General features: G+C 59.8%; 22 protein-coding genes and 1 pseudogene. 9 read left to right on the top strand and 14 right to left on the bottom strand.

Annotation, left to right across the window (positions count from 1 at the left end):
• Positions 1 to 40 precede the first annotated feature (40 nt).
• The gene (locus ACTJLA_RS22575) at positions 41 to 985 is read left to right on the top strand and encodes an alpha/beta hydrolase (RefSeq protein ID WP_181123872.1); all 945 of its coding nucleotides are present in this window, start codon (positions 41 to 43) and stop codon (positions 983 to 985) included.
• Positions 986 to 1041: 56 nt separating this feature from the next.
• Positions 1042 to 1512: a MaoC family dehydratase gene (locus tag ACTJLA_RS22570; RefSeq protein ID WP_003193747.1), complete on the top strand. Its 471-nt coding sequence runs from the start codon at positions 1042 to 1044 to the stop codon at positions 1510 to 1512.
• A 147-nt stretch (positions 1513 to 1659) separates the two neighbouring features.
• Here the strand turns inward: ACTJLA_RS22570 and ACTJLA_RS22565 are convergent, their stop codons facing one another.
• A complete protein-coding gene (locus ACTJLA_RS22565; protein ID WP_034128518.1) occupies positions 1660 to 2127 on the bottom strand; it encodes a ferritin-like domain-containing protein in 468 nt (155 codons plus the stop codon).
• 204 nt (positions 2128 to 2331) lie between these two features.
• On the opposite strand from ACTJLA_RS22565, the gene ACTJLA_RS22560 reads away from it, so the two are divergent.
• Together ACTJLA_RS22560 and ACTJLA_RS22555 are read left to right on the top strand one after the other, a co-directional pair.
• On the top strand, positions 2332 to 2568 hold the full coding sequence (locus tag ACTJLA_RS22560; protein WP_003193750.1) for a DUF3820 family protein: 237 nt from the start codon (positions 2332 to 2334) through the stop codon (positions 2566 to 2568).
• Positions 2569 to 2578: 10 nt separating this feature from the next.
• Positions 2579 to 3754, top strand: a complete 1176-nt coding sequence (locus ACTJLA_RS22555; RefSeq protein ID WP_440842160.1) for an aminotransferase class V-fold PLP-dependent enzyme — start codon at positions 2579 to 2581, stop codon at positions 3752 to 3754.
• Positions 3755 to 3959: 205 nt separating this feature from the next.
• Here the strand turns inward: ACTJLA_RS22555 and ACTJLA_RS22550 are convergent, their stop codons facing one another.
• The 3 genes from ACTJLA_RS22550 to zwf are packed head-to-tail and all read right to left on the bottom strand — an operon-like array spanning position 3960 to position 6809.
• Positions 3960 to 4625, bottom strand: a complete 666-nt coding sequence (locus ACTJLA_RS22550; RefSeq protein WP_026067364.1) for a bifunctional 4-hydroxy-2-oxoglutarate aldolase/2-dehydro-3-deoxy-phosphogluconate aldolase — start codon at positions 4623 to 4625, stop codon at positions 3960 to 3962.
• Positions 4626 to 4642: 17 nt separating this feature from the next.
• Positions 4643 to 5356: a 6-phosphogluconolactonase gene (gene pgl / locus ACTJLA_RS22545; RefSeq protein ID WP_034128520.1), complete on the bottom strand. Its 714-nt coding sequence runs from the start codon at positions 5354 to 5356 to the stop codon at positions 4643 to 4645.
• On the bottom strand, positions 5343 to 6809 hold the full coding sequence (gene zwf / locus ACTJLA_RS22540) for a glucose-6-phosphate dehydrogenase (RefSeq protein WP_034128521.1): 1467 nt from the start codon (positions 6807 to 6809) through the stop codon (positions 5343 to 5345). The genes pgl and zwf overlap by 14 nt, the downstream gene beginning before the upstream one ends.
• A gap of 220 nt (positions 6810 to 7029) precedes the next feature.
• On the opposite strand from zwf, the gene ACTJLA_RS22535 reads away from it, so the two are divergent.
• Entirely contained in the window at positions 7030 to 7890 is an 861-nt protein-coding gene (locus ACTJLA_RS22535; protein WP_169856377.1) for a MurR/RpiR family transcriptional regulator, read from the top strand.
• A gap of 188 nt (positions 7891 to 8078) precedes the next feature.
• Here ACTJLA_RS22535 and ACTJLA_RS22530 read toward each other — a convergent pair whose 3' ends face one another.
• The 10 genes and pseudogenes from ACTJLA_RS22530 to ACTJLA_RS22485 form a co-directional block, all read right to left on the bottom strand.
• On the bottom strand, positions 8079 to 8924 hold the full coding sequence (locus tag ACTJLA_RS22530) for a D-hexose-6-phosphate mutarotase (RefSeq protein ID WP_054918237.1): 846 nt from the start codon (positions 8922 to 8924) through the stop codon (positions 8079 to 8081).
• Positions 8925 to 9022: 98 nt separating this feature from the next.
• Positions 9023 to 10369, bottom strand: a complete 1347-nt coding sequence (locus tag ACTJLA_RS22525; RefSeq protein WP_054918236.1) for a carbohydrate porin — start codon at positions 10367 to 10369, stop codon at positions 9023 to 9025.
• Positions 10370 to 10454: 85 nt separating this feature from the next.
• The gene (locus ACTJLA_RS22520) at positions 10455 to 11615 is read right to left on the bottom strand and encodes an ABC transporter ATP-binding protein (protein WP_181123877.1); all 1161 of its coding nucleotides are present in this window, start codon (positions 11613 to 11615) and stop codon (positions 10455 to 10457) included.
• A 2-nt stretch (positions 11616 to 11617) separates the two neighbouring features.
• Complete coding sequence (locus ACTJLA_RS22515) at positions 11618 to 12463, bottom strand: carbohydrate ABC transporter permease (protein ID WP_003193763.1); 846 nt, start codon at positions 12461 to 12463, stop codon at positions 11618 to 11620.
• Positions 12456 to 13364: a carbohydrate ABC transporter permease gene (locus ACTJLA_RS22510; protein WP_003193765.1), complete on the bottom strand. Its 909-nt coding sequence runs from the start codon at positions 13362 to 13364 to the stop codon at positions 12456 to 12458. The genes ACTJLA_RS22515 and ACTJLA_RS22510 overlap by 8 nt, the downstream gene beginning before the upstream one ends.
• Before the next feature lie 160 nt (positions 13365 to 13524).
• A pseudogene (locus tag ACTJLA_RS22505) lies at positions 13525 to 14804 on the bottom strand (ABC transporter substrate-binding protein).
• Positions 14805 to 14908: 104 nt separating this feature from the next.
• Positions 14909 to 16168 carry a D-mannose isomerase gene (locus ACTJLA_RS22500; RefSeq protein WP_054918228.1) on the bottom strand — a complete coding sequence of 420 codons (1260 nt, stop codon included), beginning with the start codon at positions 16166 to 16168 and terminating at the stop codon, positions 14909 to 14911.
• A gap of 270 nt (positions 16169 to 16438) precedes the next feature.
• A complete protein-coding gene (locus tag ACTJLA_RS22495) occupies positions 16439 to 17263 on the bottom strand; it encodes a hypothetical protein (RefSeq protein WP_054896699.1) in 825 nt (274 codons plus the stop codon).
• Positions 17264 to 17390: 127 nt separating this feature from the next.
• Positions 17391 to 18389: an NAD-dependent epimerase/dehydratase family protein gene (locus ACTJLA_RS22490; RefSeq protein ID WP_034128528.1), complete on the bottom strand. Its 999-nt coding sequence runs from the start codon at positions 18387 to 18389 to the stop codon at positions 17391 to 17393.
• A gap of 52 nt (positions 18390 to 18441) precedes the next feature.
• Positions 18442 to 19335, bottom strand: a complete 894-nt coding sequence (locus ACTJLA_RS22485; protein WP_054918225.1) for a LysR family transcriptional regulator ArgP — start codon at positions 19333 to 19335, stop codon at positions 18442 to 18444.
• A gap of 100 nt (positions 19336 to 19435) precedes the next feature.
• Here ACTJLA_RS22485 and ACTJLA_RS22480 point away from each other — a divergent pair, with 100 nt between their 5' ends.
• From ACTJLA_RS22480 to ACTJLA_RS22465, 4 genes are all read left to right on the top strand, one after another.
• Complete coding sequence (locus tag ACTJLA_RS22480; RefSeq protein ID WP_034128530.1) at positions 19436 to 20035, top strand: LysE/ArgO family amino acid transporter; 600 nt, start codon at positions 19436 to 19438, stop codon at positions 20033 to 20035.
• Positions 20036 to 20213: 178 nt separating this feature from the next.
• A complete protein-coding gene (locus ACTJLA_RS22475) occupies positions 20214 to 20810 on the top strand; it encodes a superoxide dismutase (protein ID WP_003175739.1) in 597 nt (198 codons plus the stop codon).
• Positions 20811 to 21356: 546 nt separating this feature from the next.
• Positions 21357 to 23408, top strand: coding sequence for a putative bifunctional diguanylate cyclase/phosphodiesterase (locus ACTJLA_RS22470; protein ID WP_034128532.1), 2052 nt, complete (start codon positions 21357 to 21359; stop codon positions 23406 to 23408).
• Between the two features lie 126 nt (positions 23409 to 23534).
• Complete coding sequence (locus ACTJLA_RS22465; RefSeq protein WP_236455416.1) at positions 23535 to 24872, top strand: imelysin family protein; 1338 nt, start codon at positions 23535 to 23537, stop codon at positions 24870 to 24872.
• The last annotated feature ends 83 nt before the right edge of the window (positions 24873 to 24955 follow it).

The following is a 24955-nucleotide window of genomic DNA, read 5'->3' as shown; positions in this document are numbered from 1 at the left end:
GAGCTATACAATGCAACCACCCTGAGCAAAGGAAGCCGCCATGAACCACAGCACCTTCTGGCTGACCGCGAACGACCACACCCGTCTGTACGTCAACCAATGGATGCCCGACGGCCCGCCCAGGGCCGTGGTGATGATTTCCCATGGCATGGCCGAGCACGGCGGTCGCTATGCGCGCCTGGCGCAAGCGTTGTGTGGCGCAGGGTATGGCGTATATGCGCTGGACCAGCGTGGGCATGGCCGTACCGCCGAGGCCGGCACCGTTGGGCTATATGCTGAAACGGATGGCTGGAACAAAGTCGTGGGCGATCTGGCCAGCCTTAATCAGCACATCGGCCAACAGCATCCCGGGCTGCCGATCATCTTGCTGGGCCACAGCATGGGCAGCTATATCTCCCAGGCATACATGCTGCATCACAGCGCCAGCTTGCATGGCGCAATACTCAGCGGCTCGAATTTCCAGCCGGTGGCCCTCTACCGTGCAGCGCAAATCATTGCGCGCATCGAACGTGCACGCCAAGGCCTGCGAGGCCGCAGTGCGTTGATCGACTTCTTGTCGTTCGGCTCATTCAACAAAGCCTTCAAACCCAATCGCACCGCGTTTGACTGGCTCAGCCGCGACCCGGTTGAAGTGGACAACTACATCAACGACCCACTCTGTGGCTTTCGTTGCACCAACCAACTGTGGATCGACCTGTTGGGCGGCTTGCAGCAGATCAGCAAAGTCTCCAACCTGGCGCAGATTGATCCCGGCCTGCCGATCCTGGTGATGGGCGGCGATCGTGATCCGGTGAGTGAAGGCAAGCGTCTCAAGCACCTGGCCCACGCCCTGCGTGAGGCCGGTTGCCAGGACGTGCAATTGACGCTTTACCCGCAGGCGCGCCATGAAGTATTCAACGAAACCAACCGTGATGAAGTCACCGCCGACCTGCTGACCTGGCTCGACCAGGCGCTGGCGTTGCGCAGGCCCACCCGCTGCGAATAGTTTTTGCTTTAAAATCAGCCGATTAATTACCGTTAAGCCACAGGATGCACCTTGAGATGACCCAGGTAACCAACACCCCGTACGAAGCGCTTGAAGTGGGCCAGACTGCCAGCTTCAGCAAAACCGTCGAAGAGCGCGATATCCAGCTGTTCGCCGCCATGTCGGGTGACCACAACCCGGTGCACCTGGACGCTGAATACGCCAAGGCGACCATGTTCAAGGAGCGGATTGCCCACGGCATGTTCAGCGGCGCGCTGATCAGCGCGGCAGTGGCCTGCGAGCTGCCTGGGCCGGGCACGATCTATATCGGCCAGCAAATGACCTTCCAGAAACCGGTGAAGATCGGCGACACCCTGACCGTGCGCTTGGAAATCCTCGAGAAACTGCCGAAGTTTCGCGTGCGCATTGCCACTCGGGTGTTCAACCAGCGTGATGAGTTGGTAGTCGATGGCGAGGCGGAGATTCTGGCGCCGCGCAAACAGCAAGTCGTGACCCTGACCGAGCTGCCGCCAATCAGCATCGGCTGATCTACATTCCAGCCTTTGCATAAAAAAATGTGGGAGCGGGCTCGCCCGCGAATGCGGTGTGTCAGCCAATACAACAGTGACTGATCCACCGCTTTCGCGAGCAAGCCCGCTCCCACACTAGGTCCAGCGTAGGTCTTACCTCAGGTCTTACGACTGAGCGCGAGCCTGGTTACGCAGGGCTTTTACCTGGTCGTGGTTGCGCTGTACACCGTGGTACTGACGCTCAACCAAGTCACGAATGCCCACCAGGTTGTGCTTGTTGATCTTCTCGATCGCTTCCTTGTAAGCCTTCAGTGCGTGGTCTTCACCGCGCTCGGCTTCGTTCAATACGGCCTCTTCGTCCTTGCCGGTGACCATCGACTTCACGTCGACCCAGCCACGGTGCAGGGCGCCGGCGACACTACCGGACTTCTCTGGATCGCCGCCCAGGGCACGCACAGCAGTTTTCAGTTCTTCGGCAGCGGTACCGCAATCAACAGCACGCTTGGCAAACAATGCCTTGAGTTCCGGATGCTTGATGTCTTCAGCGCATTCCTTGAAACCCTTTTGGCCGTCGATGCTGGTCTCGATCAGGTCGTTCAGTACGGAGATCGATTCTTTGTTGATATCAGTCATTTTTCAATTCCTTGTACGGGTTAGAAGGTTGCCTTGGTTATTGCAGCGCCCGTGCCAGGTTTATAAAAATTATTTTTATGTTTATTTTCAATAAGTTACGAATTATTGAACCATCTGTATGTTGGTTATTTGCATGATCTGTCATTTGGCCTTCATGCAGAATGCCTGTATTTTCGAAAGCCTGGCCTCAACCCTACGACGCTCATGAATCCCGAAAAACTCGAACTACTGATCACCCGCCAAATGCCCTTCGGCAAATACAAAGGCCGGATCATTGCCGACCTGCCCGGGCCCTACCTGAATTGGTTCGCCCGTGAAGGTTTCCCCCACGGGGAACTGGGCGGTTTGCTGGCCTTGATGCAGGAAATCGACCACAACGGCCTGTCCGAATTGCTTGAACCACTGCGCGCCAAACATGGCAGACCCGCCCCCCGCCACTAAGAGACTCACCATGCCAAGGAATGCCGATAACGAACCGCACTGGCAGGCCATCGCCCAACGCTATGAATACGAGCCCGGCCCGATCAACCTGGAAAACGGCTACTTCGGGCGCATGAGCCGGGCGGTGCAGGCCCAGTACCTTGAGCACATCAGCTTTATCAACCGCAGCAACTCTGTGCATGTGCGCCAGCGTTTTGAACAGGGTGAAAACAACGAGATACGCCGCCAGCTGGCCGGCTTGATTGATGTCGACCCCGAATCGGTCGCTTTCACCCGTAACGCTACCGAAGCCTTACAGTCACTGATCCGCAACTACAACCGCCTGCAACCCGGCGACCAGGTGCTGGTCAGCGACCTGGAATACGACACGGTCAAAGGCGCCATGCGCTGGCTGGCAGCGACTCGCGGCGTGGAAGTGATAGAGGTGGCCCACACCCACCCGGCCAGTTTCGACAGCCTGGTGCAGACTTATCACGATGCGTTTGTGCAGTACCCGCGTCTGAGATTAATGGCCTTGACCCATGTGACCCACCGTACGGGCCTGGTCATGCCGGTTGCGGCCATTGCCAAGGCCGCGCGCGAACGCGCAATCGACGTGATCCTCGACGGCGCCCACGCCTTGGGCCAGATCGACTTCAACCTGGCCGAACTGGGCATTCAGTTCGCAGGCTTCAACCTGCACAAGTGGATCGGCGCGCCGCTGACCCTGGGCTTTTTGTACATCGCACCGGAGCGCCTGGCCGATATCGACCCGGATATGGGCGAGTTTCACTACCCAGCCACCGATGTGCGAGCGCGTACGTCCTACAGCACGCCGAACTTTCCGGCGCTGATGACATTGCCCCTGGTATTTGAAGAGCATCGACAGTTGGGTGGCGCGGCGGCCAAGGGCGCACGCGTCAATTACCTGCGCAACCTGTGGGTAAACCAGGTACGGCCGTTGCCGGGAATTGAAGTGCTGACCTCGGATGACCCGCGACTGTATTGCGGGATCACAGCCTTCAAGTTCATCGGGCGTAATCAGCAGGCGATGGCGGACAGGTTGCTCAAGGAGCACGGCCTGTTCACCACCACGCGCACGGGGGCAGCGTTTGGCACCTGTATCCGGGTGACGCCGGGGCTGGTGACGTCGGCGGCGGACATCAATGCGCTAGTCCATGCGATCACCAAACTAAACACCGTTTAAAACTATAGGAGCTGGCTTGCCTGCGATAATGGTGTATCAGCCAAAGATGGGCTAACTGATAAAGAGCTATCGCAGGCAAGCCAGCTCCCACCTTCAAAGCGGCGATGTGCTTGAGGTTTTTTTACAGGCAAAAAAAAGCGGCACACCGACCAAGTGCGCCGCAAAAATGCCGTTAAGCACAGCAACAACGATTCGATAAATCAGTTCAGTCCAGCAGCGCCAGCGCCTGGGCAGTGACTTCCTGGATACGCGCCCAGTCGCCGTTCTTGACCCACTCCGGATCCAGCATCCAGCTGCCGCCCACGCACATCACGTTTTTCAACGCCATGTAGCTCTTGATGTTGGCCGGGCCAACACCGCCAGTCGGGCAGAATTTGACTTCGCCGAACGGGCCGCCGAGAGCCTTGATGGCAGCAACACCACCGCTGACTTCAGCCGGGAACAGCTTGAAGCGGCGATAACCCAGGCCGTAGCCTTCCATGATGCCGGAGGCGTTGCTGATGCCCGGCAGCAGCGGGATCGGGCTGTGCACCGAGGCTTCCAGCAAGTCACGGGTGATGCCGGGGGTGACGATAAATTGTGAGCCTGCCACTTCTGCCGCTTCGAGCATGTGACGATCAAGCACGGTACCGGCACCGGTGCACAGCTCAGGACGTTGCTCGCGCAAGACCTGAATGGCCTTGAGGCCGAACTCGGAACGCAGGGTCACTTCCAGCGCGGTCAAACCGCCAGCGGCCAGGGCGTCGGCCAACGGCAGGATGTCCTGCTCGCGGGCGATGGTGATCACCGGCAGGATCCGCGCCTTGGCGCAGAGGCTGTCGATCAAGGCAACTTTATCCGCCATGGACACGGTCGGTTGAGGGCTTTTCATAGCGGCTGATCCTTGGCTCATGGGCACCAGTAAATCTCTAGAGTAGGTTGCAAAAACGCGCGAATCGGCATGGCAGCAACATCGTCGCTGGCCAGGGCGGCGCTCAAGGTAGTCAATTTCGAACTGCCGGAAATCGACAGCACGGTGTAGCTGGCCGTGGCCAGTAGCGCACGACTCATGGTCAGGCGCTGGTGCGGCACAGTGGGCGCCAGCATCGGCCAGCAACGGCGGGTACCGTCGGCCTTCAGCGCTTCGCTCAGGTTAGGGCTGTTGGGGAACAGCGATGCGGTGTGGCCGTCATCGCCCATGCCCAGCACCAGCACATCAATGGCTGGCAACTCGCCCAGCAAGCGATCGGCCTGCTCGGCAGCGTCTTCAAGATTGGCAGCGGGGCTGTACAGGCTCAAGAACTTCGCCTTGGCCGCCGGACCTTGCAGCAAGTGTTGCTTCAACAGGCCAGCATTGCTGTCGGCATGTTCGACCGGCACCCAGCGTTCATCGGCCAGGGTGATGGTGACCTTGGACCAGTCCAGGCCCTGCTTGGCCAGGTTCTGGAAAAACGCCACGGGGCTGCGGCCACCGGACACCACCAACGTGGCCTCGCCACGGGCGCTGATGGCCGAGCGCAGTTGCTCAGCCACGTCATTGGCCAGGCCATCGGCCAGCAGCGCAGGCGTACGGTACTCATGGGCAGTGACGCCCTGAGGCAGTTTCAATTCAGATATCGCCATACCACGACCTCCCATCCCGCGTGATCAGTGCAATGGAGCTCATCGGCCCCCAGGACCCCGCCGCATACGGCTTGGGCGCATCACCGGATTTTTTCCACCCGGCGATCAACTGGTCACACCACTTCCACGCGGCTTCGATTTCATCTTTGCGAACAAACAGGTTCTGATTGCCGCGCATCACTTCCAGCAACAATCGCTCGTAGGCATCGGGGATGCGAGCGCTGCGATAGGTGTCGGAAAAATTCAATTGCAGTGGCCCGCTGCGCAGTTGCATGCCTTTGTCCAGGCCCTGCTCCTTGGTCATCACACGCAGGGAAATACCTTCGTCCGGCTGCAGGCGGATGATCAGCTTGTTGCTGATCTGCAGACGCTGCTCCGGGGCGAAGATGTAGTGGGACGGTTCCTTGAAGTGAATGACGATCTGCGACAGTTTTTGCGGCATACGCTTGCCGGTACGCAGGTAGAACGGCACGCCGGCCCAGCGCCAGTTACGGATATCGGCACGCAGGGCAACGAACGTCTCGGTGTCGCTCTGGGTGTTGGAGTTGTCTTCTTCCAGGTAACCCGGCACGGCTTTACCAGCGCTGTAGCCGGCGATGTACTGGCCACGGACTACCTGAGTGGTCAGGCCCTCGGGGCTGATCGGCGCCAAGGCCTTGAGCACCTTGACCTTCTCGTCGCGGATGCTGTCGGCGGACAGGTCGGCAGGCGGGTCCATGGCAATCAGGCAAAGCAGTTGCAACAAGTGATTCTGGATCATGTCGCGCAGCTGGCCAGCCTTGTCGAAGTAACCCCAACGGCCTTCGATGCCAACCTGCTCGGCCACGGTGATTTCCACGTGGGAGATGTAGTTCTGATTCCACTGGGTTTCGAACAGGCTGTTGGCGAAACGCAGGGCGATCAGGTTCTGCACCGTCTCTTTGCCCAGGTAGTGGTCGATGCGGTAGGTGCGGTTTTCCGGAAAGAACTGCGCCACGGCGTCGTTGACCTTGCGCGACGACTCCAGGTCCGAACCGATGGGTTTTTCCAGCACTACGCGGGTATTTTCCGCCAGGCCGACCTTGGACAGGTTTTCGCAGATCGCGCCGTACACCGCCGCCGGGGTAGCGAAGTAGGCAATCAGGCGTTGCTCGCTGCCGGCTTTTTCGGCCAGGGCGACGTAGTCGTCGGCCTTCATGAAGTCGACATGCACATAAGCCAGGCGTGCGAGGAAACGCTGGGCCACGGCTTCGTCGAGCTCTTTGCCGACGTATTTACGCAATTCTTTTTCGATATGGGCCAGGTGTTGCTGCTCGGAGCCGGCTTCACGGGCCAGGGCCAGGATGCGTGTGTCGTCGTGCAGCAACCCGGCGCCATCGAGTTGATAAAGGGCAGGAAATAACTTGCGCAGCGCCAGATCACCCAAGGCGCCAAACAGGGCAAAGGTGCAGGGTTCCACGGTTATCGAAGGCATGATGTTTGTTCTTTTATCAAGTTAAGCTACAAATACCTTTTTTCAAGGCATCACTCAAGGAAAAATGTAGTAATAACCACAACATTTTCCCGAAATACGCATTGCGAGTGGTGGTGTTCAGCTACCCTCAGTAGGATAGGCCACCGCGAAAAGCCACTCATCGATTGGTTACCGCCTTTTTATTTGCATCGTCGCCCGAAGGAAAGACTGAATGGACCGCGTGCGAAATCTTCTGGAACAGATCCGGAACCGCCTCGAAGAATTGAACAAGGCCGAGCGCAAAGTCGCTGAAGTGATCCTGCTCAACCCGCAGCAGGCCACACGCTTCTCGATCGCCGCCCTCGCCCAGGCCGCCTCGGTCAGTGAACCGACGGTCAACCGCTTCTGCCGTTCGTTCGGTGTCAGCGGTTACCCTGAACTCAAATTGCAGTTGGCGCAAAGCCTGGCCAGTGGCGCCGCGTATGTCAGCCGCGCCGTGGAGGCCGATGATAACCCTGAGGCCTACACCCAGAAGATCTTTGGCAGCGCCATTGCCTCCTTGGACAGTGCGTGCCAGGCCCTGGACCCGGCGCTGATCAGCAAGGCCGTGGACTTGTTGATCCAGGCGCGGCAAATCCACTTCTTTGGCCTCGGCGCTTCGGCCCCCGTCGCCATGGACGCGTTGCACAAGTTCTTCCGCTTCAACCTGGCGGTGACCGCCCATGCCGACGTGCTGATGCAACGCATGATCGCCTCGGTGGCGCACACCGGTGAGTTGTTCGTGATCATTTCCTACACCGGCCGTACCCGTGAGCTGGTGGAAGTGGCGCGTATCGCTCGGGAAAACGGTGCGTCAGTGCTGGGCGTGACCGCCGAAAACTCGCCGCTGGCCAAGGCCAGTACGGTGAGCCTGAACATCCCGTTGCCGGAAGATACCGATATCTATATGCCGATGACCTCGCGGATCATTCAATTGACGGTATTGGACGTATTGGCAACGGGTATGACCCTGCGTCGCGGAGTGGATTTCCAGCCGCATTTGCGCAAGATCAAAGAGAGCTTGAATGACAGCCGATATCCGGTGGGGGATGAATTCAACTAAATCCGTGTCAACTGATCGTTCCCACGCTCCGCGTGGGAATGCCTCACTGGACGCTCTGCGTCTGCCTTTAGCGTCGTGACGCGGAGCGTCATAGGCTGCATTCCCACGCGGAGCGTGGGAACGATCATGAATTCAACTAGCAGGCAGCTCTTCCAGCAGTACCTGCGATAGCGCCATCAGCCACACCGCTAAACCCCTGCCCTGGCCTGTAAACTCAAGTGGGCCCTCTCCCCCGGCGCCAGGCTCGCCGCCGCCATCGCCGCCTCTACGCACACAAACCCCGACGCTTCGTTAAAGCTCACGCCCAACAGCGGCCGGCTCCCCGGGTGCCACACCACCGTGTCGGCGCTGTCGCCGGTGTCGATGCACAGTTCACGCTGCCAGGCGTGGTCCTTGAGCTGCAATTCGCCCTCATGCTGGAACACCCGCTGGCATCCGCCATCGACCCGCAATTCACCTTCCTGCTGGCAAACCTGGCGATTGAGCTGGTCGTAACCTTGTGCTCCTTCGAGCCCAGACAGCGCTACCTCATCGACGTGACCAATACGCCAGTAAGCGTGCAATGCATGACTCAACTGGCACGGCAGCTCGTCGTGATGCTCGGTGCTCAGGCGCAGTTCCAGGGTGTCACCCAGGTGCGCGTGCAAGTCCACCTGCCAGTCGCACAGTTGCAATTGCCAGAGCAGGCGCACGCCGTCGTCATCGGTGCTGCTGTCGAGCAGTTTCCAGTCGATCAAGCGGGCCCATCCGTGGGACGGCCAGGCATTTTCGCTGGGGTGGCGGCCATACCACGGCCAGCACACCGGTACGCCACCACGGATAGCCCCGACTTGCGGCCATTTGGCGGCACACCACAGCCACGGCTTCTGGCCCGTAGGTTGAAAGTGCAGCAATTGCGCGCCCTGGCGACTGAACACCGCCTGGCACAGGGGGTGGTCGATCACCAACACATCGCGCATCTGAAAGCGCTCCCAGGCGAACACCGGACGCTCGCGCAGGGATTTGAAAAAGCGTTGCAGCGGTTGCTCGTGCATGTGCCCAGGTCCCGAATATCACAGTGCCACGCAAAAAAAAGCGGATAGCCATGGCTACCCGCAAATGCGCACAGAGAGAGGAGCTTATCGCAACAGCGTTAGAACGTAGACTGAATTTTCAGGCCCGCTACCAGCGCGTTGTCGACTTTATCCACGCCGCCAGGCTGGACAACGTACTGCAGGTTCGGACGCACAGTCAGCCAGTTGGTGACGTGGAAACCGTAGTTGAGTTCGACGTTGTACTCAGTCTCACGAATCGGCGTGTACAGCGGATTGTCGTAGTCGCTCACACCATTGGCGGCGTTGAGCAATTGAGAGTTCTTCTTCACGTCATCGTTGACATGCAGGCGAGCGACGCCAATGCCGACGTCATCTTTTGGACGCGCGTCGAATGGGCCTTTGTACACGAGCATCAACGACTGGTAGTTGTCGACCAGGTTGGTTTCCTTGTCATGGAAGGTCGCGTTGGCTGCAATGTTCAGGCCACGGGAAGCGTCGCCGTTATGGGTGGTGAGTTGCTGTTGCGCAACGAACCAGTAGCCTTTCTTGCTGCTGCGGGTACGGAAGTCGGCGCCGCTGAGGACCGCATCGTTACCGTTGACGTCTTCACGTACATCCGGAGCATCGGCCGCACTTTTATAGAAGCCCACACGGTATTCGCCCGGCAGGTTATTAACCTTCGGCGACCAGACCAATTCCACCGGAATCACGGTGCCCTTGGTACCACTGCCGCTGAGTTTGAAGCCGTTGCCGTGCTCCAACTGCGACGGGTTCTGGTTGTAGGCACCGATTTGCGCATACAGCTCAGGCGTAATGTTGTATTTCACGCGGATAGCGGCCTGGGCGACCGGCCAGTTGTACCAGGTATTGACGTAGTTACCGACCTGCGAGCCGCAGAACGACAGGTTCTGGAAGTCGCAAGGGAAGGTGTTGAAGTCTTCGCCTTCACCGAAGTAACCGAGCTTCACGTCCAGCTTGTTGTCGAACATCTGGTGCTGAATCCAGAACTGGGTCAGACGCACCATGTGGCCACGGCCATACACTTCTTGCGAGGAACTCAAGGTGCCGGCACGCGGGTCGCCAATGCGGTCATTGGAGATGTTCTGGCCATTACGATTGGTCAACTGGATCTTGGCCTGGGTGTTATCCCAGCCCCACAGTTTTTGCAGGTCCAGCGCCACGCCCAGACCGAACTGGTCGGAGTAACGACCGGTCTTGTCGTCGTTGTAGCCGCCGTGGGCGTTGTAGCCCATCTCGCCCACGTAGTCGGCCTTGATGTCGATACCTTGCTCGATCAGCTTGGTACGCTCGCCGCCCCAATCGCCGGTCATCCACTTGGAATCGGCGCTGAATGCATCGGCCGCCATCGCATTGGCGGACAATACAAGGGCTGCTGCCGCTGAGAGTTGGCAGATCAGCCGGGTGTTGTTGTGTTGCTTTTTCATCCCTACATCCTCGTCTTTATTGTTATTAAACTGTTTTTATCTAACGCGGGTTACATTTTTTAACTAAAACAATCACTTATCTTGCTCAACGCCCCTTGAACTTGGTCACATTGTCGGCATGCCCCTGTGCCGGCAATGAAGCCACTGCGCCCAACCGCTCACCGGTCTTGGCGTCAAACAGCAATACCTTGGCCGGGTCGAACTGCAAGGTCAGTGTCTCGCCCACTTGCGGTGCCACGTCCGGCGCCAAACGGCAGCAGACCTTGGTGTCATTGAGCTGCACAAACACCAGGGTGTCCGGGCCGGTAGGCTCGGTCACCTGCACTTCGGCGCGAATGCTCGACGAGCCGTTGCCCTCGCCCGCTGCCAGCACGATCTGCTCCGGGCGCAGGCCCAGGATCACATCGCGGTCTTCCAACCCGGCGTCATTCATGCCCAGCGGCAACTCGCAACGGGCCTGGCCGCTGTCGAGCAGCGCGACCAGACCACCGTTCTGGCGTTTTAGACGCATGGGAACGAAGTTCATCGGTGGTGAACCGATAAAGCTTGCCACAAACAGGTTGGCAGGGTCGTTGTAAATTTCCTTCGGGGTGCCGAATTGCTGAATGATGCCGTCCTTCATCACCGCCACTTTGTCGCCCAGGGTCATCGCTTCGATCTGGTCGTGGGTCACGTAGACGGTGGTGGTTTTCAGACGCTGGTGCATCAGCTTCATTTCGGTACGCATCTCGACCCGCAGCTTGGCGTCGAGGTTGGACAGCGGTTCGTCGAACAGGTAGATCTTCGGCCGACGCGCCAGGGCACGGCCCATGGCCACGCGCTGTTGCTGGCCACCGGACAACTGGCCCGGCTTGCGGTTGAGCAGGTGTTCGATCTGCAGCAACTTGGCCACGCGCGCCACTTCGGCGTCGATGTCGGCTTGCGGCATCTTGCGGATCTTGAGGCCGAACTCGATGTTCTCGCGCACGCTCATGGTCGGGTACAGCGCGTAGGACTGGAACACCATGGCGATGTCACGGTCCTTGGGGCTCATGCCGCTCACGTCTTGATCACCGATCATGATCGCGCCGCCGGTGATGGTCTCAAGGCCGGCGATGCAGTTCATCAGCGTGGATTTACCACAGCCCGACGGGCCGACCAGGATGAGGAACTCGCCTTCCTTGATCGACAGTTCGATGTTCTTCAAGGTGTCGGGCAGGCCGGCGCCATAGGTCTTGTTTACATTGCGAAGTTCAAGCGTAGCCATGATTACCCCTTGACCGCGCCGGCCGTGAGGCCGCGCACGAAATACTTGCCTGCGATCACATAGACCAGCAGGGTCGGCAGCCCGGCGATCATCGCCGCCGCCATATCCACGTTATATTCCTTGGCCCCGGTACTGGTGTTGACCAGGTTGTTCAGCGCCACCGTGATGGGCTGGGAGTCACCACTGGAGAACACCACACCGAACAGGAAGTCGTTCCAGATCTGGGTGAACTGCCAGATCAGGCAGACCATGATGATCGGCGTCGACATCGGCAGGATGATCCGGCGGAAGATGGTGAAAAAACCCGCTCCGTCCAGGCGTGCTGCCTTGATCAGCGCATCCGGGATGCTCACGTAGTAGTTACGGAAGAACAACGTGGTGAACGCCAGGCCGTAGACCACGTGGATAAACACCAGGCCGGTGGTGGTGCTGGCCAGGCCCATCTTGCCGAGGGTGAACGACGCGGGCAGCAGCACAGTCTGGAACGGCAGGAAGCAGCCGAACAGCAGCAGGCCGAAGAACAGCTGCGAACCGCGGAAGCGCCAGAACGACAGCACGTAGCCGTTCAAGGCGCCAATGGCGGTAGAGATGAGCACAGCAGGAACGGTGATCTTGATCGAGTTCCAGAAGTAGCCATCCACGGTGGCCCAGGCCTTGACCCAGCCGATACCGCTGACCACGGTGGGCCAGCTCAGCAGGTTACCGGTGCTGATGTCTTCCGGGGTCTTGAAGCTGGTGAGGAGCATCACCACCAACGGCACCAGGTACAGCAGAACCGCCAGGATCAGCACCGCGTAGATCGCGATGCGGCTCAGGCTGATGGCAGGTTTGGCGGCGAGACTAGTCATTGCGCTTGGTCCTCAGCTCGGAATACAGGTACGGCACAATGATCGCGAGGATCGCACCGAGCATCAGGATCGCACTGGCCGAACCCATGCCCATCTGGCCGCGACTGAAGGTGAACGAGTACATGAACATAGCCGGCAGGTCGGACGAGTAGCCCGGGCCGCCTGCGGTCATTGCCGCCACCAGGTCGAAGCTCTTGATCGCAATGTGCGCCAGGATCATCACCGCACTGAAGAACACCGGGCGCAGGCTCGGCAGCACCACGCTCCAGTAGATACGCGGCAGGCTTGCGCCATCGATCTGCGCAGCGCGGATGATCGACTGATCAACACCGCGCAGGCCGGCGAGGAACATCGCCATGATAAAGCCCGAGGCTTGCCACACAGCGGCGATCACCAGGCAGTAGACCACGCGGTCCGGGTCGATCAGCCAGTCGAGACGGAAGCCTTCCCAGCCCCAGTCCCGCAGGAGTTTGTCCAGGCCCATGCCCGGGTTGAGCAGCCATTTCCAGGCGGTACCGGTGACGATCATGGAGAGCGCCATCGGGTACAGGTAAATGGTGCGGATAAAGCCTTCGCGGCGGATTTTCTGGTCGAGGAAAATCGCCAGCAGCACACCGATCACCAGGGTGATGCCGATGAACATGCCGCCGAACACGGCCAGGTTCTTGCTCGCCACCCACCAGCGGTCGTTATCGAACAGCCGCTGATACTGCGCCAGGCCCGCCCATTTGTAGCTGGGCAGGAAGGTCGAGGTGGTGAACGACAGCACGAACGTCCACAGGATGTAGCCATAAAAGCCCACCAGCACGATGAACATGCTCGGCGCCAGCACCAGTTTAGGGAGCCAGCGCTGCAGCACATCGAATGGCGAGGCCTTGCTGAACACAGCAACAGAACTCATGGGAAAATCCAGTACAGGGAAAAAGGACTACAGCCTGCAGGAACCCGCTTTTGTGGCGAGGGAGCTTGCTCCCGCTCGGCTNCGCTGTCTTTGGGGGCGCTTCGCACCCCAGCGGGAGCAAGCTCCCTCGCCACAGCAAGCCGGGTTCCTACATAGGGTGTTACTTGGCCGACTTGATCGCCGCGCCAAGCTTCTTGGCCGTGTCGGCCGGGTCGGCTTTCGGGTCGTTGATGAAGTTGGTCACGACATCAAAGAACGCACCTTGCACCGCCAGGGTGGTGGCCATGTTGTGCGCCATGCTTGGCTGCAGGCCGCCAGTCTTGGCGTCGGCCAGGAAGTCCTTGGCGGCGGTCTGGGCGCAGGAATCAAAGCCGTAGGATTCCATCTTGGTCAGCATGTCGTTACGCACAGGGATCGAGCCCTTGTTGATGCTGAACACCTTCTGGAAGTTTTCACCCAGCACTACTTTGGCGATGTCCTGCTGACCCGCAGCAGTGCCTTTGTCTTTCTGCTTGAACACCGCCAGGGAGTCGATGTTGTAGGTGAAGGCTTTATCAGTGCCCGGGAAAGCAACGCACTCATAATCCTTGCCGGCGACTTTCTTGGCGGCGGTCCACTCGGACTTGGCCCAGTCACCCATGATCTGCATGCCGGCCTTGCCGTTGATGACCTTGCCAGCTTCCAGGTTCCAGTCCTGGCCCTTGCCGTCGACGTCCATGTAGGTCGCGACTTTCTTCAGCTCGGTGAGGGCCTTGACCATTTCCGGGCCGGTCAATGCGCCGTTATCCAGGTCGACCAGCGCTTTCTTGTAGCCATCAGCGCCCATTACCGAAAGCACCACCGCTTCGAACACAGTGCTGTCCTGCCAAGGCTGGCCGCCGTGGGCGAGCGCAATGAAGCCTGCAGCCTTGAGCTTGTCGCCCGCTGCATAGAATTCTTCGAGAGTGGTTGGGTTCTTGGTGATGCCGGCTTTCTTGAAGACTTCCGGGTTGATCCACAGCCAGTTCACGCGGTGGATATTCACCGGCACGGCCACGTAGTCACCGTCGTATTTCACGGTGTCGGAGACTTTCTTGTCGAGCAGCGAATCCCATTTTTCTTCTTTGGCGACGTCTTTGAGCACGTCGGTGTCGAGCAGGCCAGTAGAGGCCCATTCCTGGATATCGGGGCCTTTGATCTGGGCAACGCCTGGCGGGTTGCCAGCGACCGCACGGCTTTTCAGCACGGTCATGGCGNACCGCCGCCTGCCACTGCACCGTCTTTCCAGGTGAAGCCGTCTTTCTCAACTTGGGCCTTCAGGACATCCACAGCCGCTTTTTCACCGCCGGAGGTCCACCAATGCACCACTTCCACCGTACCTTTGGAGTCGGCGGCAAATGCACTGAGGGGGAACAACGAGGCAATGGAAATAGCGACGGCGAGGCGATTAATCGCGTTCATCTGAGTACCTTTTCTTGTTGTTATGCATGCAAGTCTAGAGCTTGCGCTGCACGGAGTTTAAACATGGATTTTCGGGGCGCAGGTAACAAAGGGACGTACAAATGTCACCACCTGGTGACATAGCATCCGCTGCCCAATGCACTGGCCAGGCTGGGTGCCAAGGGCAGTGCAGGCAGCACGACCGCTTGCCAGGCATGGTACAGGTCAGGTTTGCCGCCCCAGATTTTACTGCTGGGTTGGTTGTGCGGGCTGAGTTCGTGGTGCCAACTGCCCTGGAGCCGGTCGATGAAGTGGGTTTCGCAAAACTCCCAGAAGCGTCGGTACCAGGTTTCGTAATGCAGCTCGCCGGTACGTTTGAGCAGCGCCTGAGCAGCGGCGCTGGCTTCAGCATGGGTCCAGTGCAGGCGCTCGCGTACCACCGGGCGCTGGTTCCAATCCAGAGTGTAGACAAGGCCCGGCGCACCATCCACCGCCCAGGCGTACTCGCAGGCACTGGCAAACAGGCCTTTGGCGTCGCTCACCAGCCAGTCCGGCGTGGCTAGCTTGGCCTTGAGGCGCGCAGCTTCAAGGTGCAGCAACAACCGCGCCCATTCGAAACCATGGCCGGGGGTGATGCCGTAGGGGCGAAAGCCATCGGCGGGGTTGTCTTGGTTGTAACCGAGCAACGGCTTCCAGTGCGCATCGAAATGTTCGATGACCATGAATTGATTGCCAGCGGCATGGGTGTGGATCACCCGTTCGACGATGCGCAGCGCACGGTCCAGCCAACGTGTATCACCACTGACATCGGCCAATGCCAGGAAAGCTTCGGTGGCGTGCATGTTGCTGTTGGCGCCACGATAGGCTTCGACGCCGCTCCAGTCCCGGGCAAAGGATTCAAGCATGACGCCCTCCTCTTCGCTCCAGAAGAACTGGTCGATGATATGGACGGCGTCGTTCATTAATGTGCGCGCACCCGGCGCGCCGGCCACCACGGCAGAGCTGGCGGCGAGGGCCACGAAGGCGTGCAGATAGGCGGCCTTGCCGGTGTTGCCATCAGCCGCCTGGGGCGCGGCGAACCAGCCACCGTGCTCACTGTCACGCAGCGGGCCGCTGAGCGCTGCCACACCGTGCGCCACCAGTTCGGCATAACCCGGCAACCCAATGGCATGGGCCATGGCAAAGCTGTGGGTCATGCGCGCGGTGTTCATGGTTTCGGCGCGAGCATTGGCCGGCAACTGGCCTTTATCGTCGAGGTTGCCGAACCCGTCCGGCAGGCGCGATGCCTTGGCGAACGCCAACAGGCGCTGGCCTTCCGCGGCGAGCCAAGCGTGATGGGCAGGTGCATTCAGCCAACTGCTGGCAGGCAGTGGGTGGGTGGTCATGGGTGGCCCTTATTGTTTTTTTGGGATGACCGGAGTCTAAACAAGGGCACGGCAGGGGCAAGTAACGAAGGGGAAAAGAAATGTCACCGAGTGGTGACAATCAACACCTTAATGTAGGAGCGAGCTTGCTCGCGAAAAGCTCACAAGCGCCGCGTTTATTCCAGGAAACCTGCGTGATCGTTAACGTTTTTTGCGAGCAAGCTCGCTCCTGCAGAGAACGATTCAGATCGTTCGCACGCAGAGCGTGGGAACGATCCTGTCCGGTCTACATCATTGACCCAGTGGGGTGACCGCAGCAGGCGCATTGAGACGCTGATTCAAGTTCTGCACCTGGCTCTGCAAGGTGGTGATATTGCGCGTGGTCTGGATGCGGAACACGTCAAATTCCTTGTTGGTCGGCGCGTCGATATTGGCCGGTTGGTTTTCCTGGGCGCTCTTGAGCACCAGCACGTCCTGCTCGAGGCGGGCGATGGCCGCGCTTGGGTTGCCTTGTTTCTTCAAGGCCGCCACATCGGTGGCCAGGCCCTTGCTCTCGGCCTGTGCTGCCGTGAGGCTGGTGACCGCGTCAGTGAGGGCCTGCACCTGGCCTTGCAGCTTGGTATTGGCCGCTGTCAGCTCGGTGTTGCTGGCGCTCATCTGGGCCAGGCGGCTGTCAAGTTCGGTGGTTTGACCGGCGACGCCCAACTGTTGCTTACCCTGCTCCTGCAACTGGGCTTCCAGTTGCTTGATCTGCAGCTTCAAGGCTTCGCTGCCGTTGTTCACATTCGCTTCGCTGGCCACGACCTTGCCGGAAATCGCCTGTAGCCGTCCTGCCGCTTCCTCGCTGATGCGGGCAAAGCTTTCCTGGGTGGCAACCAACTGCTGGCCCATCAGGGAAATCTGCTGGAAGCTCCACCAGGCCAGGCCCGCAAAGGCGATCAACAGCGCACCGACCAGTGCCCACAACGGGCCAGTGCTGGCGCTCTTGACCTTGACCACGGGCGTCGTTCGCGAACGCACCGACGTCGCGGGGGTCGGCACGAAATCATCGTCATCCCCAAGGTCGGCTCGCAGGCTGGGAACGTTGTCGAAGTCGTCTTTAGCATCGTTGCGCATGAATCTACCCTGGATCAATGAGATGGCTGGCTGTAAAGCCGAGCGGCAGGAGTATAAACCGCACTCCCGGCGCATGGATCGACTCGGAACCTGGAATGGGGTTCCCGAAGTGTTGCTGCTTATGAGGTTATTGGCGGCCCGGGTCCTGGGCTTTCCACCAACTGCAGAACTCGTCGAGCGCGGCCCACAGGCTGACCTTGGGCTCGTAGTCGAGATAATGCCTGGCGCGACTGATGTCGAGGGTGAAGTTTTTATTCATCACTTGCATGCCCAGACGCGATAACGCCGGTTCCGGCCGCCCCGGCCACATCGCGCAGAATGCCTCGTTCAACGCCGCCACGCTGTAGGACAAACCGTAGGATCGATAGCGGGTCACTTGGGGCAGCTCCATCTGCCGCATCACGTAGTTCACCACATCCCAGATCGGCACCGGTGCGCCGTTGCTGATGTTGTAGGCTTTGCCCAGGGCCGAGCCGGTGGCGAGCAAACTGCTGAGCAGCGCCTCGTTGAGGTTGTGCACGCTGGTGAAGTCGACTTTGTTCAAACCGTCGCCGACGATCGCCAGACGGTTCTTGCGCTGCATTTTCAGCAAGCGCGGGAAGATACTCATATCGCCGGCCCCGGTGACAAAGCGTGGGCGCAGGGCTATCACTTGCAGGCCGAACTCCTGGGCGCCGAACACCTTCTGCTCGGCCAGGTACTTGGTAGCGGCATAGGGATGCTTGAAACGCTTGGGCACTTGCTCTTCGGTGAGCCCAAGGTGATCACGACCGTCAAAATAGATCGACGGCGACGACAGGTGCACCAGGCGCCCCACGCGCTGTTTCAGGCAGGCTTCGACGACGTTTTCGGTGACCAATACGTTGTTCTGGTGGAAGTCCTGGTACTTGCCCCACAGCCCAACGGCGCCGGCGCAATGCACCACGGCTTCGACATCGCGGCACAGGTCGCGCACAAGGTCGGCATCATTCAAATCACCCTGGATGAACTCGGCACCGCGCCGCACCAGGTGTTCCACACCCTCGGCGCGCCGCCCGTTGACCCGCACGTCCAGGCCCTGCTCAAGGGCGAAGCGCGCAAAGCGCCCGCCAATGAAGCCGCTTGCGCCGGTGACCAGAATTTTCATGTCGTACTCCGTGTTCTTTCATTTTTCATCGCTCTTGCCTTGACGCGCGCCATCACTCCAACGGCACCAACCAATGACCACACACATCGGCCAGATGGTCGGTCAACAAGCCCAACAGTTGCCCGCCACTGCGCCAATGATGCCAGTACAGCGGCACATCGATGGGCTTATCTGGCAATAACTCGACCAATACACCGGTTTCCAACTGGTCGCGCACCTGCAATTCAGGCACCAGGCCCCACCCCAAGCCGGCTTCCGTCAGGCGGATAAAACCTTCGGATGACGGGCATAGATGGTGTTCGAAACCACCGTCCACGCCAAGGGACGCCAGGTAGCGGTGCTGCAGGAAATCATCCGGGCCGAACACCAGCGCAGGCGTGCGCGCCAATTGGTCGGCCCGCACGCCTCCAGGAAAATGCCGCGCCAGAAAGGCCGGGCTGGCCAGCGCCCGATAACGCATGGCGCCCAGCAACAGGCTGCGAGCACCGGCCACAGGACGCTCGCTGGCACAAATGCAGGCCGCCACTTCACCGGCGCGCATGCGCTTGAGGCCCACGGTCTGGTCTTCGACCACCAGGTCCAGCAACACGTGCTGTTCGGCGCAGAAGTCGCTGACTGCCTCGGCCCACCAAGTGGCGAGGCTGTCGGCATTCAGGGCAATGCGCAGGCGCTCAGGCGTGCCCTCCTCGTCCAGGGCCGGCACCTGGCTTTGCAGGTCACGCTCCAGCAAACGCACCTGCTGCACATGGTTGAGCAGGCGCCGACCGATATCGGTGGGCGTTGGCGGCGAGGCCCGTATCAACACCGGCTGGCCGACGCGCGCCTCCAATAGCTTGATGCGTTGGGAGATGGCTGATTGCGACAGCCCCAACACCTGGGCACCGCGCTCAAAGCCGGCTTGTTCCACCACCGCCGCCAAGGCGGAAAGCAATTTATAGTCGAACATCAGTTTCTCTAATGAGCGATCAGCAATATTGGTTTTTCTTATACAGCCCCGACCCGCACCATAGCCAGCATCGTTTGAGCATCAACAAGGATCTCCTTCTATGTGGCAAAGCTATATGAACGGTTTGCTGGTGGCCCTCGGGTTGATCATGGCAATCGGCAGCCAAAATGCATTCGTACTCGCGCAGAGCCTGCGCCGCGAACACCACTTACCCGTGGCGGCGTTGTGTGTGATCTGCGACGCACTGCTAGTGGCCGCTGGGGTATTCGGGCTGGCCACCGTGCTGGCGCAGAGCCCGATACTGCTGGCGGTGGCACGCTGGGGCGGCGCAGCGTTCTTGCTCTGGTATGGCGCATGCGCGCTGCGCAGGGCGTGCTCCAAGCAGAGCCTGGACCAAAGCGACACCCTCAAGACGCGCTCATTACGCGCTGTGCTGCTGAGCGCTTTGGCGGTCACCTTGCTCAACCCCCATGTCTACCTGGATACCGTCCTGCTGATCGGCTCCCTGGGCGCGCAACAAACCGAACCCGGTGCCTACGTAGCCGGTGCAGCCAGTGCATCGTTCCTGTGGTTCGCCACCCTGGCGCTGGGTGCGGCATGGTTGGCACCCTGGCTGGCACGCCCGGCCACCTGGCGCCTGCTGGACCTGCTGGTGGCCGCGATGATGTTCTCGGTGGCCTATCAACTGATCAGCGCCTGAGCAATATTCCAAAACGCTCTGGAACCTCTATCCCACACAGTTGTTGCGTGGTTATGCCGCACCCCCGGTGCTATGATCGGCCCCCTGCGCCGCAAAGAGTACAAACTCCCCGGCGCATGTTTGGCCGCCCGTGATCGGCCTTGCGCTCACCGCAACTGACCTGATTAGGAGAATCATCATGGCTTTCGAATTGCCGCCGCTGCCCTACGCACACGATGCCCTGCAGCCGCACATCTCCAAGGAAACCTTGGAATACCACCACGACAAGCACCACAACACCTATGTCGTGAACCTGAACAACCTGGTGCCTGGCACCGAGTTCGAAGGCAAGACCCTGGAAGAGATCGTCAAGTCTTCCTCGGGTGGCATCTTCAACAACGCCGCTCAGGTCTGGAACCACACTTTCTACTGGAACTGCCTGGCGCCGAACGCCGGCGGCCAACCAACCGGCGCACTGGCTGAAGCCATCAACGCTGCGTTCGGTTCGTTCGACAAGTTCAAGGAAGAGTTCACCAAGACTTCGGTCGGCACCTTCGGTTCCGGTTGGGGCTGGCTGGTGAAAAAGGCTGACGGTTCCCTGGCCCTGGCCAGCACCATCGGCGCCGGCAACCCGCTGACCAACGGCGACACCCCGCTGTTGACCTGCGACGTCTGGGAACACGCCTACTACATCGACTACCGCAACGTGCGTCCAAAGTATGTAGAAGCGTTCTGGAACCTGGTCAACTGGAAGTTCGTGGCTGAGCAGTTCGAAGGCAAGACCTTCACTGCCTAAGCGACGCTTGCAGTAAAAAGAGCCCGGCGATTGCCGGGCTTTTTCATGGGCGCCCTGATTGCCATGCCGGAAATCCCGGAACCCAACGGTAACTATTCACCACACAAACGCCAGGAGGAATAAACCTCCTCAATCAATGTGGAGAATGACAATGGATCCTATTTCAACGGCCGCGGGTGCAGTGCCAATGTTATCCGGTCTTCTTGAGAAGGGAATGGACCTGGCGAAAAGCGCACTGGACTTGACGAACAAACTCGTAGACATAGCGGGTGAACAGTCAAAGGTCGGAGGGGAAGAGCAACAGCCAGAGGGTAAGATCAATTTTTGAGAGCGTCGCCAAACAGAGGGCGGATCTGTTCCGCCTTCTTCTTCTCTGCCCGACGTCCAGCCCACGCCTCAAACGCCCTGACATAAGCGGGTATCCCTCCACGTTTATCCAGCCCCTTCAATTAATCTCAAGCCCGAATGTCCCTTTGACTGCCATCACCAGATTGCCAATACTCATGGCATATTGACGGCCACCCGCATGAGACAAGGAATGCCCCTTTGAAGCTGGAACTCAAGAACAGCTTGTCGGTGAAGTTGCTACGGGTTGTGCTGCTGTCGGCATTGATCGTGGGTGTGGCGCTGAGCGTGGCGCAGATCGTTTTCGATGCCTACAAAACGCGCCAGGCCGTGGCGGGCGATGCCCAGCGCATCCTCGACATGTTTCGCGACCCCTCGACCCAGGCCGTGTACAGCCTGGATCGCGAGATGGGCATGCAGGTGATCGAAGGTCTGTTCCAGGACGACGCTGTGCGCATGGCTTCCATCGGGCACCCCAACGAGACCATGCTGGCGGAAAAAAGCCGTCCTTTACAGCAGTCGCCCAGCCGCTGGTTGACCGACCTGATTCTTGGCCAGGAACGCTCCTTTACTACTGCGTTGGTGGGCAAGGGCCCCTACAGCGAATATTACGGCGACCTGAGCATCACCCTCGACACCGCCACCTATGGCCGAAGTTTTCTGGTCAGCTCGGTCATCATCTTTATCTCGGGCGTATTGCGCGCCCTGGTCATGGGGCTGGTGCTGTACCTGGTGTATCACTGGATGCTCACCAAACCGCTGTCGCGGATGATCGAGCACCTGACCTCGATCAACCCGGACCGCCCCAGCGAGCACAAGATCCCTCAGCTCAAGGGCCACGAACGCAACGAACTGGGGCAGTGGATAAACACCGCCAACCAATTGCTCGAATCCATCGAGCGCAATACCCACCTGCGCCACGAGGCCGAATCGAGCCTGTTGCGCATGGCCCAATACGACTTCCTGACCGGCCTGCCGAACCGCCAGAAGTTGCAGGCGCAACTGGACAAAATCCTCACCGACGCCGGCCGCCGGCAACGCCGTGTCGCGGTGTTGTGCGTAGGCTTGGATGACTTCAAGAGCGTCAACGAGCAATTCACCTACCAGGCCGGCGACAAACTCTTGTTGGCGCTGGCTGATCGCTTGCGCGCCCATAGTGGCCACCTGGGCACGCTCGCCCGCCTGGGCGGCGACCAGTTCGCCCTGGTGCAAGCCGATATCGACCAGCCCTACGAAGCCGCCGAACTGGCGCAAAGCATCCTTGATGACCTGGAAGCAGAGTTCGCCCTTGAGCATGACCTGATCCGCCTGCGCGCCACCATCGGCATCACGCTGTTCCCGGAAGATGGCGACAGCACCGAGAAGTTGCTCCAGAAAGCCGAGCAGACCATGACCCTGGCCAAGAGCCGCTCGCGCAACCGCTATCAGTTTTATATCGCCAGCGTCGACAGCGAAATGCGCCGGCGTCGTGAACTGGAGAAAGACTTGCGAGACGCCTTGGGCCGCGAGCAGTTTCACTTGGTGTACCAACCACAAGTCAGCTATCTCGACCATCACGTGGTCGGTGTGGAAGCCCTGCTGCGCTGGCAACACCCGGAACATGGGCTGGTACCGCCGGACTTGTTCATTCCCTTGGCGGAACAGAACGGCACCATCATTCCCATCGGCGAATGGGTGCTGGACCAGGCGTGTCGGCAACTGCGCGAATGGCATGATCAGGGTTTCACCGCGCTGCGCATGGCCGTCAACCTGTCCACCGTGCAACTGCACCACACCGAGTTGCCGCGGGTGGTCAACAACCTGATGCAGATCTATCGCCTGCCGCCCCGCAGCTTGGAGCTGGAAGTGACCGAGACCGGCCTGATGGAAGACATCAGCACCGCAGCCCAGCACCTGCTGAGCCTGCGTCGCTCCGGCGCGCTGATCGCCATTGATGACTTCGGCACCGGCTACTCATCCTTGAGTTACCTCAAGAGCCTGCCCCTGGACAAGATCAAGATCGACAAGAGCTTCGTCCAGGACCTGCAGGACGACGACGATGACGCCACCATCGTGCGCGCCATTATCCAATTGGGCAAAAGCCTGGGCATGCAGGTGATTGCCGAAGGCGTGGAGACTGCCGAACAGGAGGCCTACATCATCTCCGAGGGGTGCCATGAGGGGCAGGGTTATCACTACAGCAAACCGCTGCAGGCCCGGGAGTTGACGGCTTATCTGAAGCAGTCCGAGCGCAATAACGCCGTGAGTCTTTGAATTTACACTTCGATACTCAATATTTCCCGCGTATAAGCCTTTACACAAAATGCAAATCTTTCGCATTATGTCGCAGCGTTTGCGCTCCCCGCGCGCCCTTTCAACAACCGAAGCAGGATGTTCGCCATGATTCGTATGCCCCTGGCCACCGCCAGTCTGCTGGCCATTGCCATTTCTCTCGCCGGTTGCGGCGAAGGTAAAGACAAGGCCGCCGCGCCCCAGGCACCCGCTGCCGCCAGCACTACCGCACCGGCGGCTGCCCCGGCTGGCCAGGTCGACGAAGCGGCCGCCAAGGCCGTGGTCGCGCACTACGCAGACATGGTGTTTGCGGTGTACAGCGATGCCGAATCCACCGCAAAAACCCTGCAGACCGCAATCGATACCTTCCTCGCCAACCCGAACGACGAAACCCTGAAAGCGGCCCGTACCGCCTGGATCGCCGCACGCGTACCCTACCTGCAGAGCGAAGTATTCCGCTTCGGCAACACCATCATCGACGACTGGGAAGGCCAGGTGAACGCCTGGCCCCTGGACGAAGGCCTGATCGACTACGTCGACAAGTCCTACGAGCACGCGCTGGGCAACCCAGGTGCGAACGCCAATATCATCGCCAATAACGAGATCCAGGTCGGCGAAGACAAGGTTGACGTCAAGGAGATCACTCCGGAAAAACTCGCCAGCCTCAATGAACTGGGCGGTTCCGAAGCGAACGTCGCCACCGGCTACCACGCCATCGAATTCCTGCTGTGGGGCCAGGACCTCAACGGCACCGGCCCAGGCGCGGGCAACCGCCCGGCATCGGACTACATGACCGGTGACGGTGCAACCGGCGGCCACAACGAGCGTCGCCGCACTTACCTGCGCGCTGTCACCCAACTGCTGGTCAGCGACCTGCAGGAAATGGTCGGCAACTGGAAGCCCAACGTCGAAGACAACTACCGCGCCACTCTGGAGTCGGAACCTGCGACCGATGGCCTGCGTAAAATGCTGTTCGGCATGGGCAGCCTGTCTCTGGGCGAACTCGCCGGGGAGCGCATGAAAGTGTCCCTGGAAGCCAACTCGCCGGAAGACGAGCAAGACTGCTTCAGCGACAACACCCATTACTCGCACTTCTACGACGCCAAGGGCATCCGTAACGTTTACTTGGGCGAATACACCCGTGTTGACGGTACCAAGATGACCGGCGCCAGCCTGTCGTCCCTGGTGGCCAAGGCCGACCCGGCAGCAGATGCAGCCCTCAAGGCTGACCTGGCCGCCACCGAAGCGAAGATCCAGGTGATGGTTGACCACGCCAACAACGGCGAGCACTACGACCAGTTGATCGCCGCCGACAATGAAAAGGGCAACCAGATCGTGCGTGACTCGATTGCCGCCCTGGTCAAGCAGACCGGCTCGATCGAGGCTGCTGCCGGCAAGCTGGGCATCAGCGACCTGAACCCGGACAGCGCTGATCACGAGTTCTGATCAAGCGCAGTTGAAAGAGGCGACCTGCGGGTCGCCTTTTTCATGCGCGCAATAACTGCCGCCGTTATACCTGTGGGAGCTGG

Origin of the sequence: Pseudomonas sp. 22072, from assembly GCF_052046095.1 — a bacterium.
Taxonomy (GTDB): domain Bacteria; phylum Pseudomonadota; class Gammaproteobacteria; order Pseudomonadales; family Pseudomonadaceae; genus Aquipseudomonas; species Aquipseudomonas paracarnis.
Note: the sequence above shows the minus strand (reverse complement) of the source record. Positions and strands in the feature narration are given on the sequence as shown.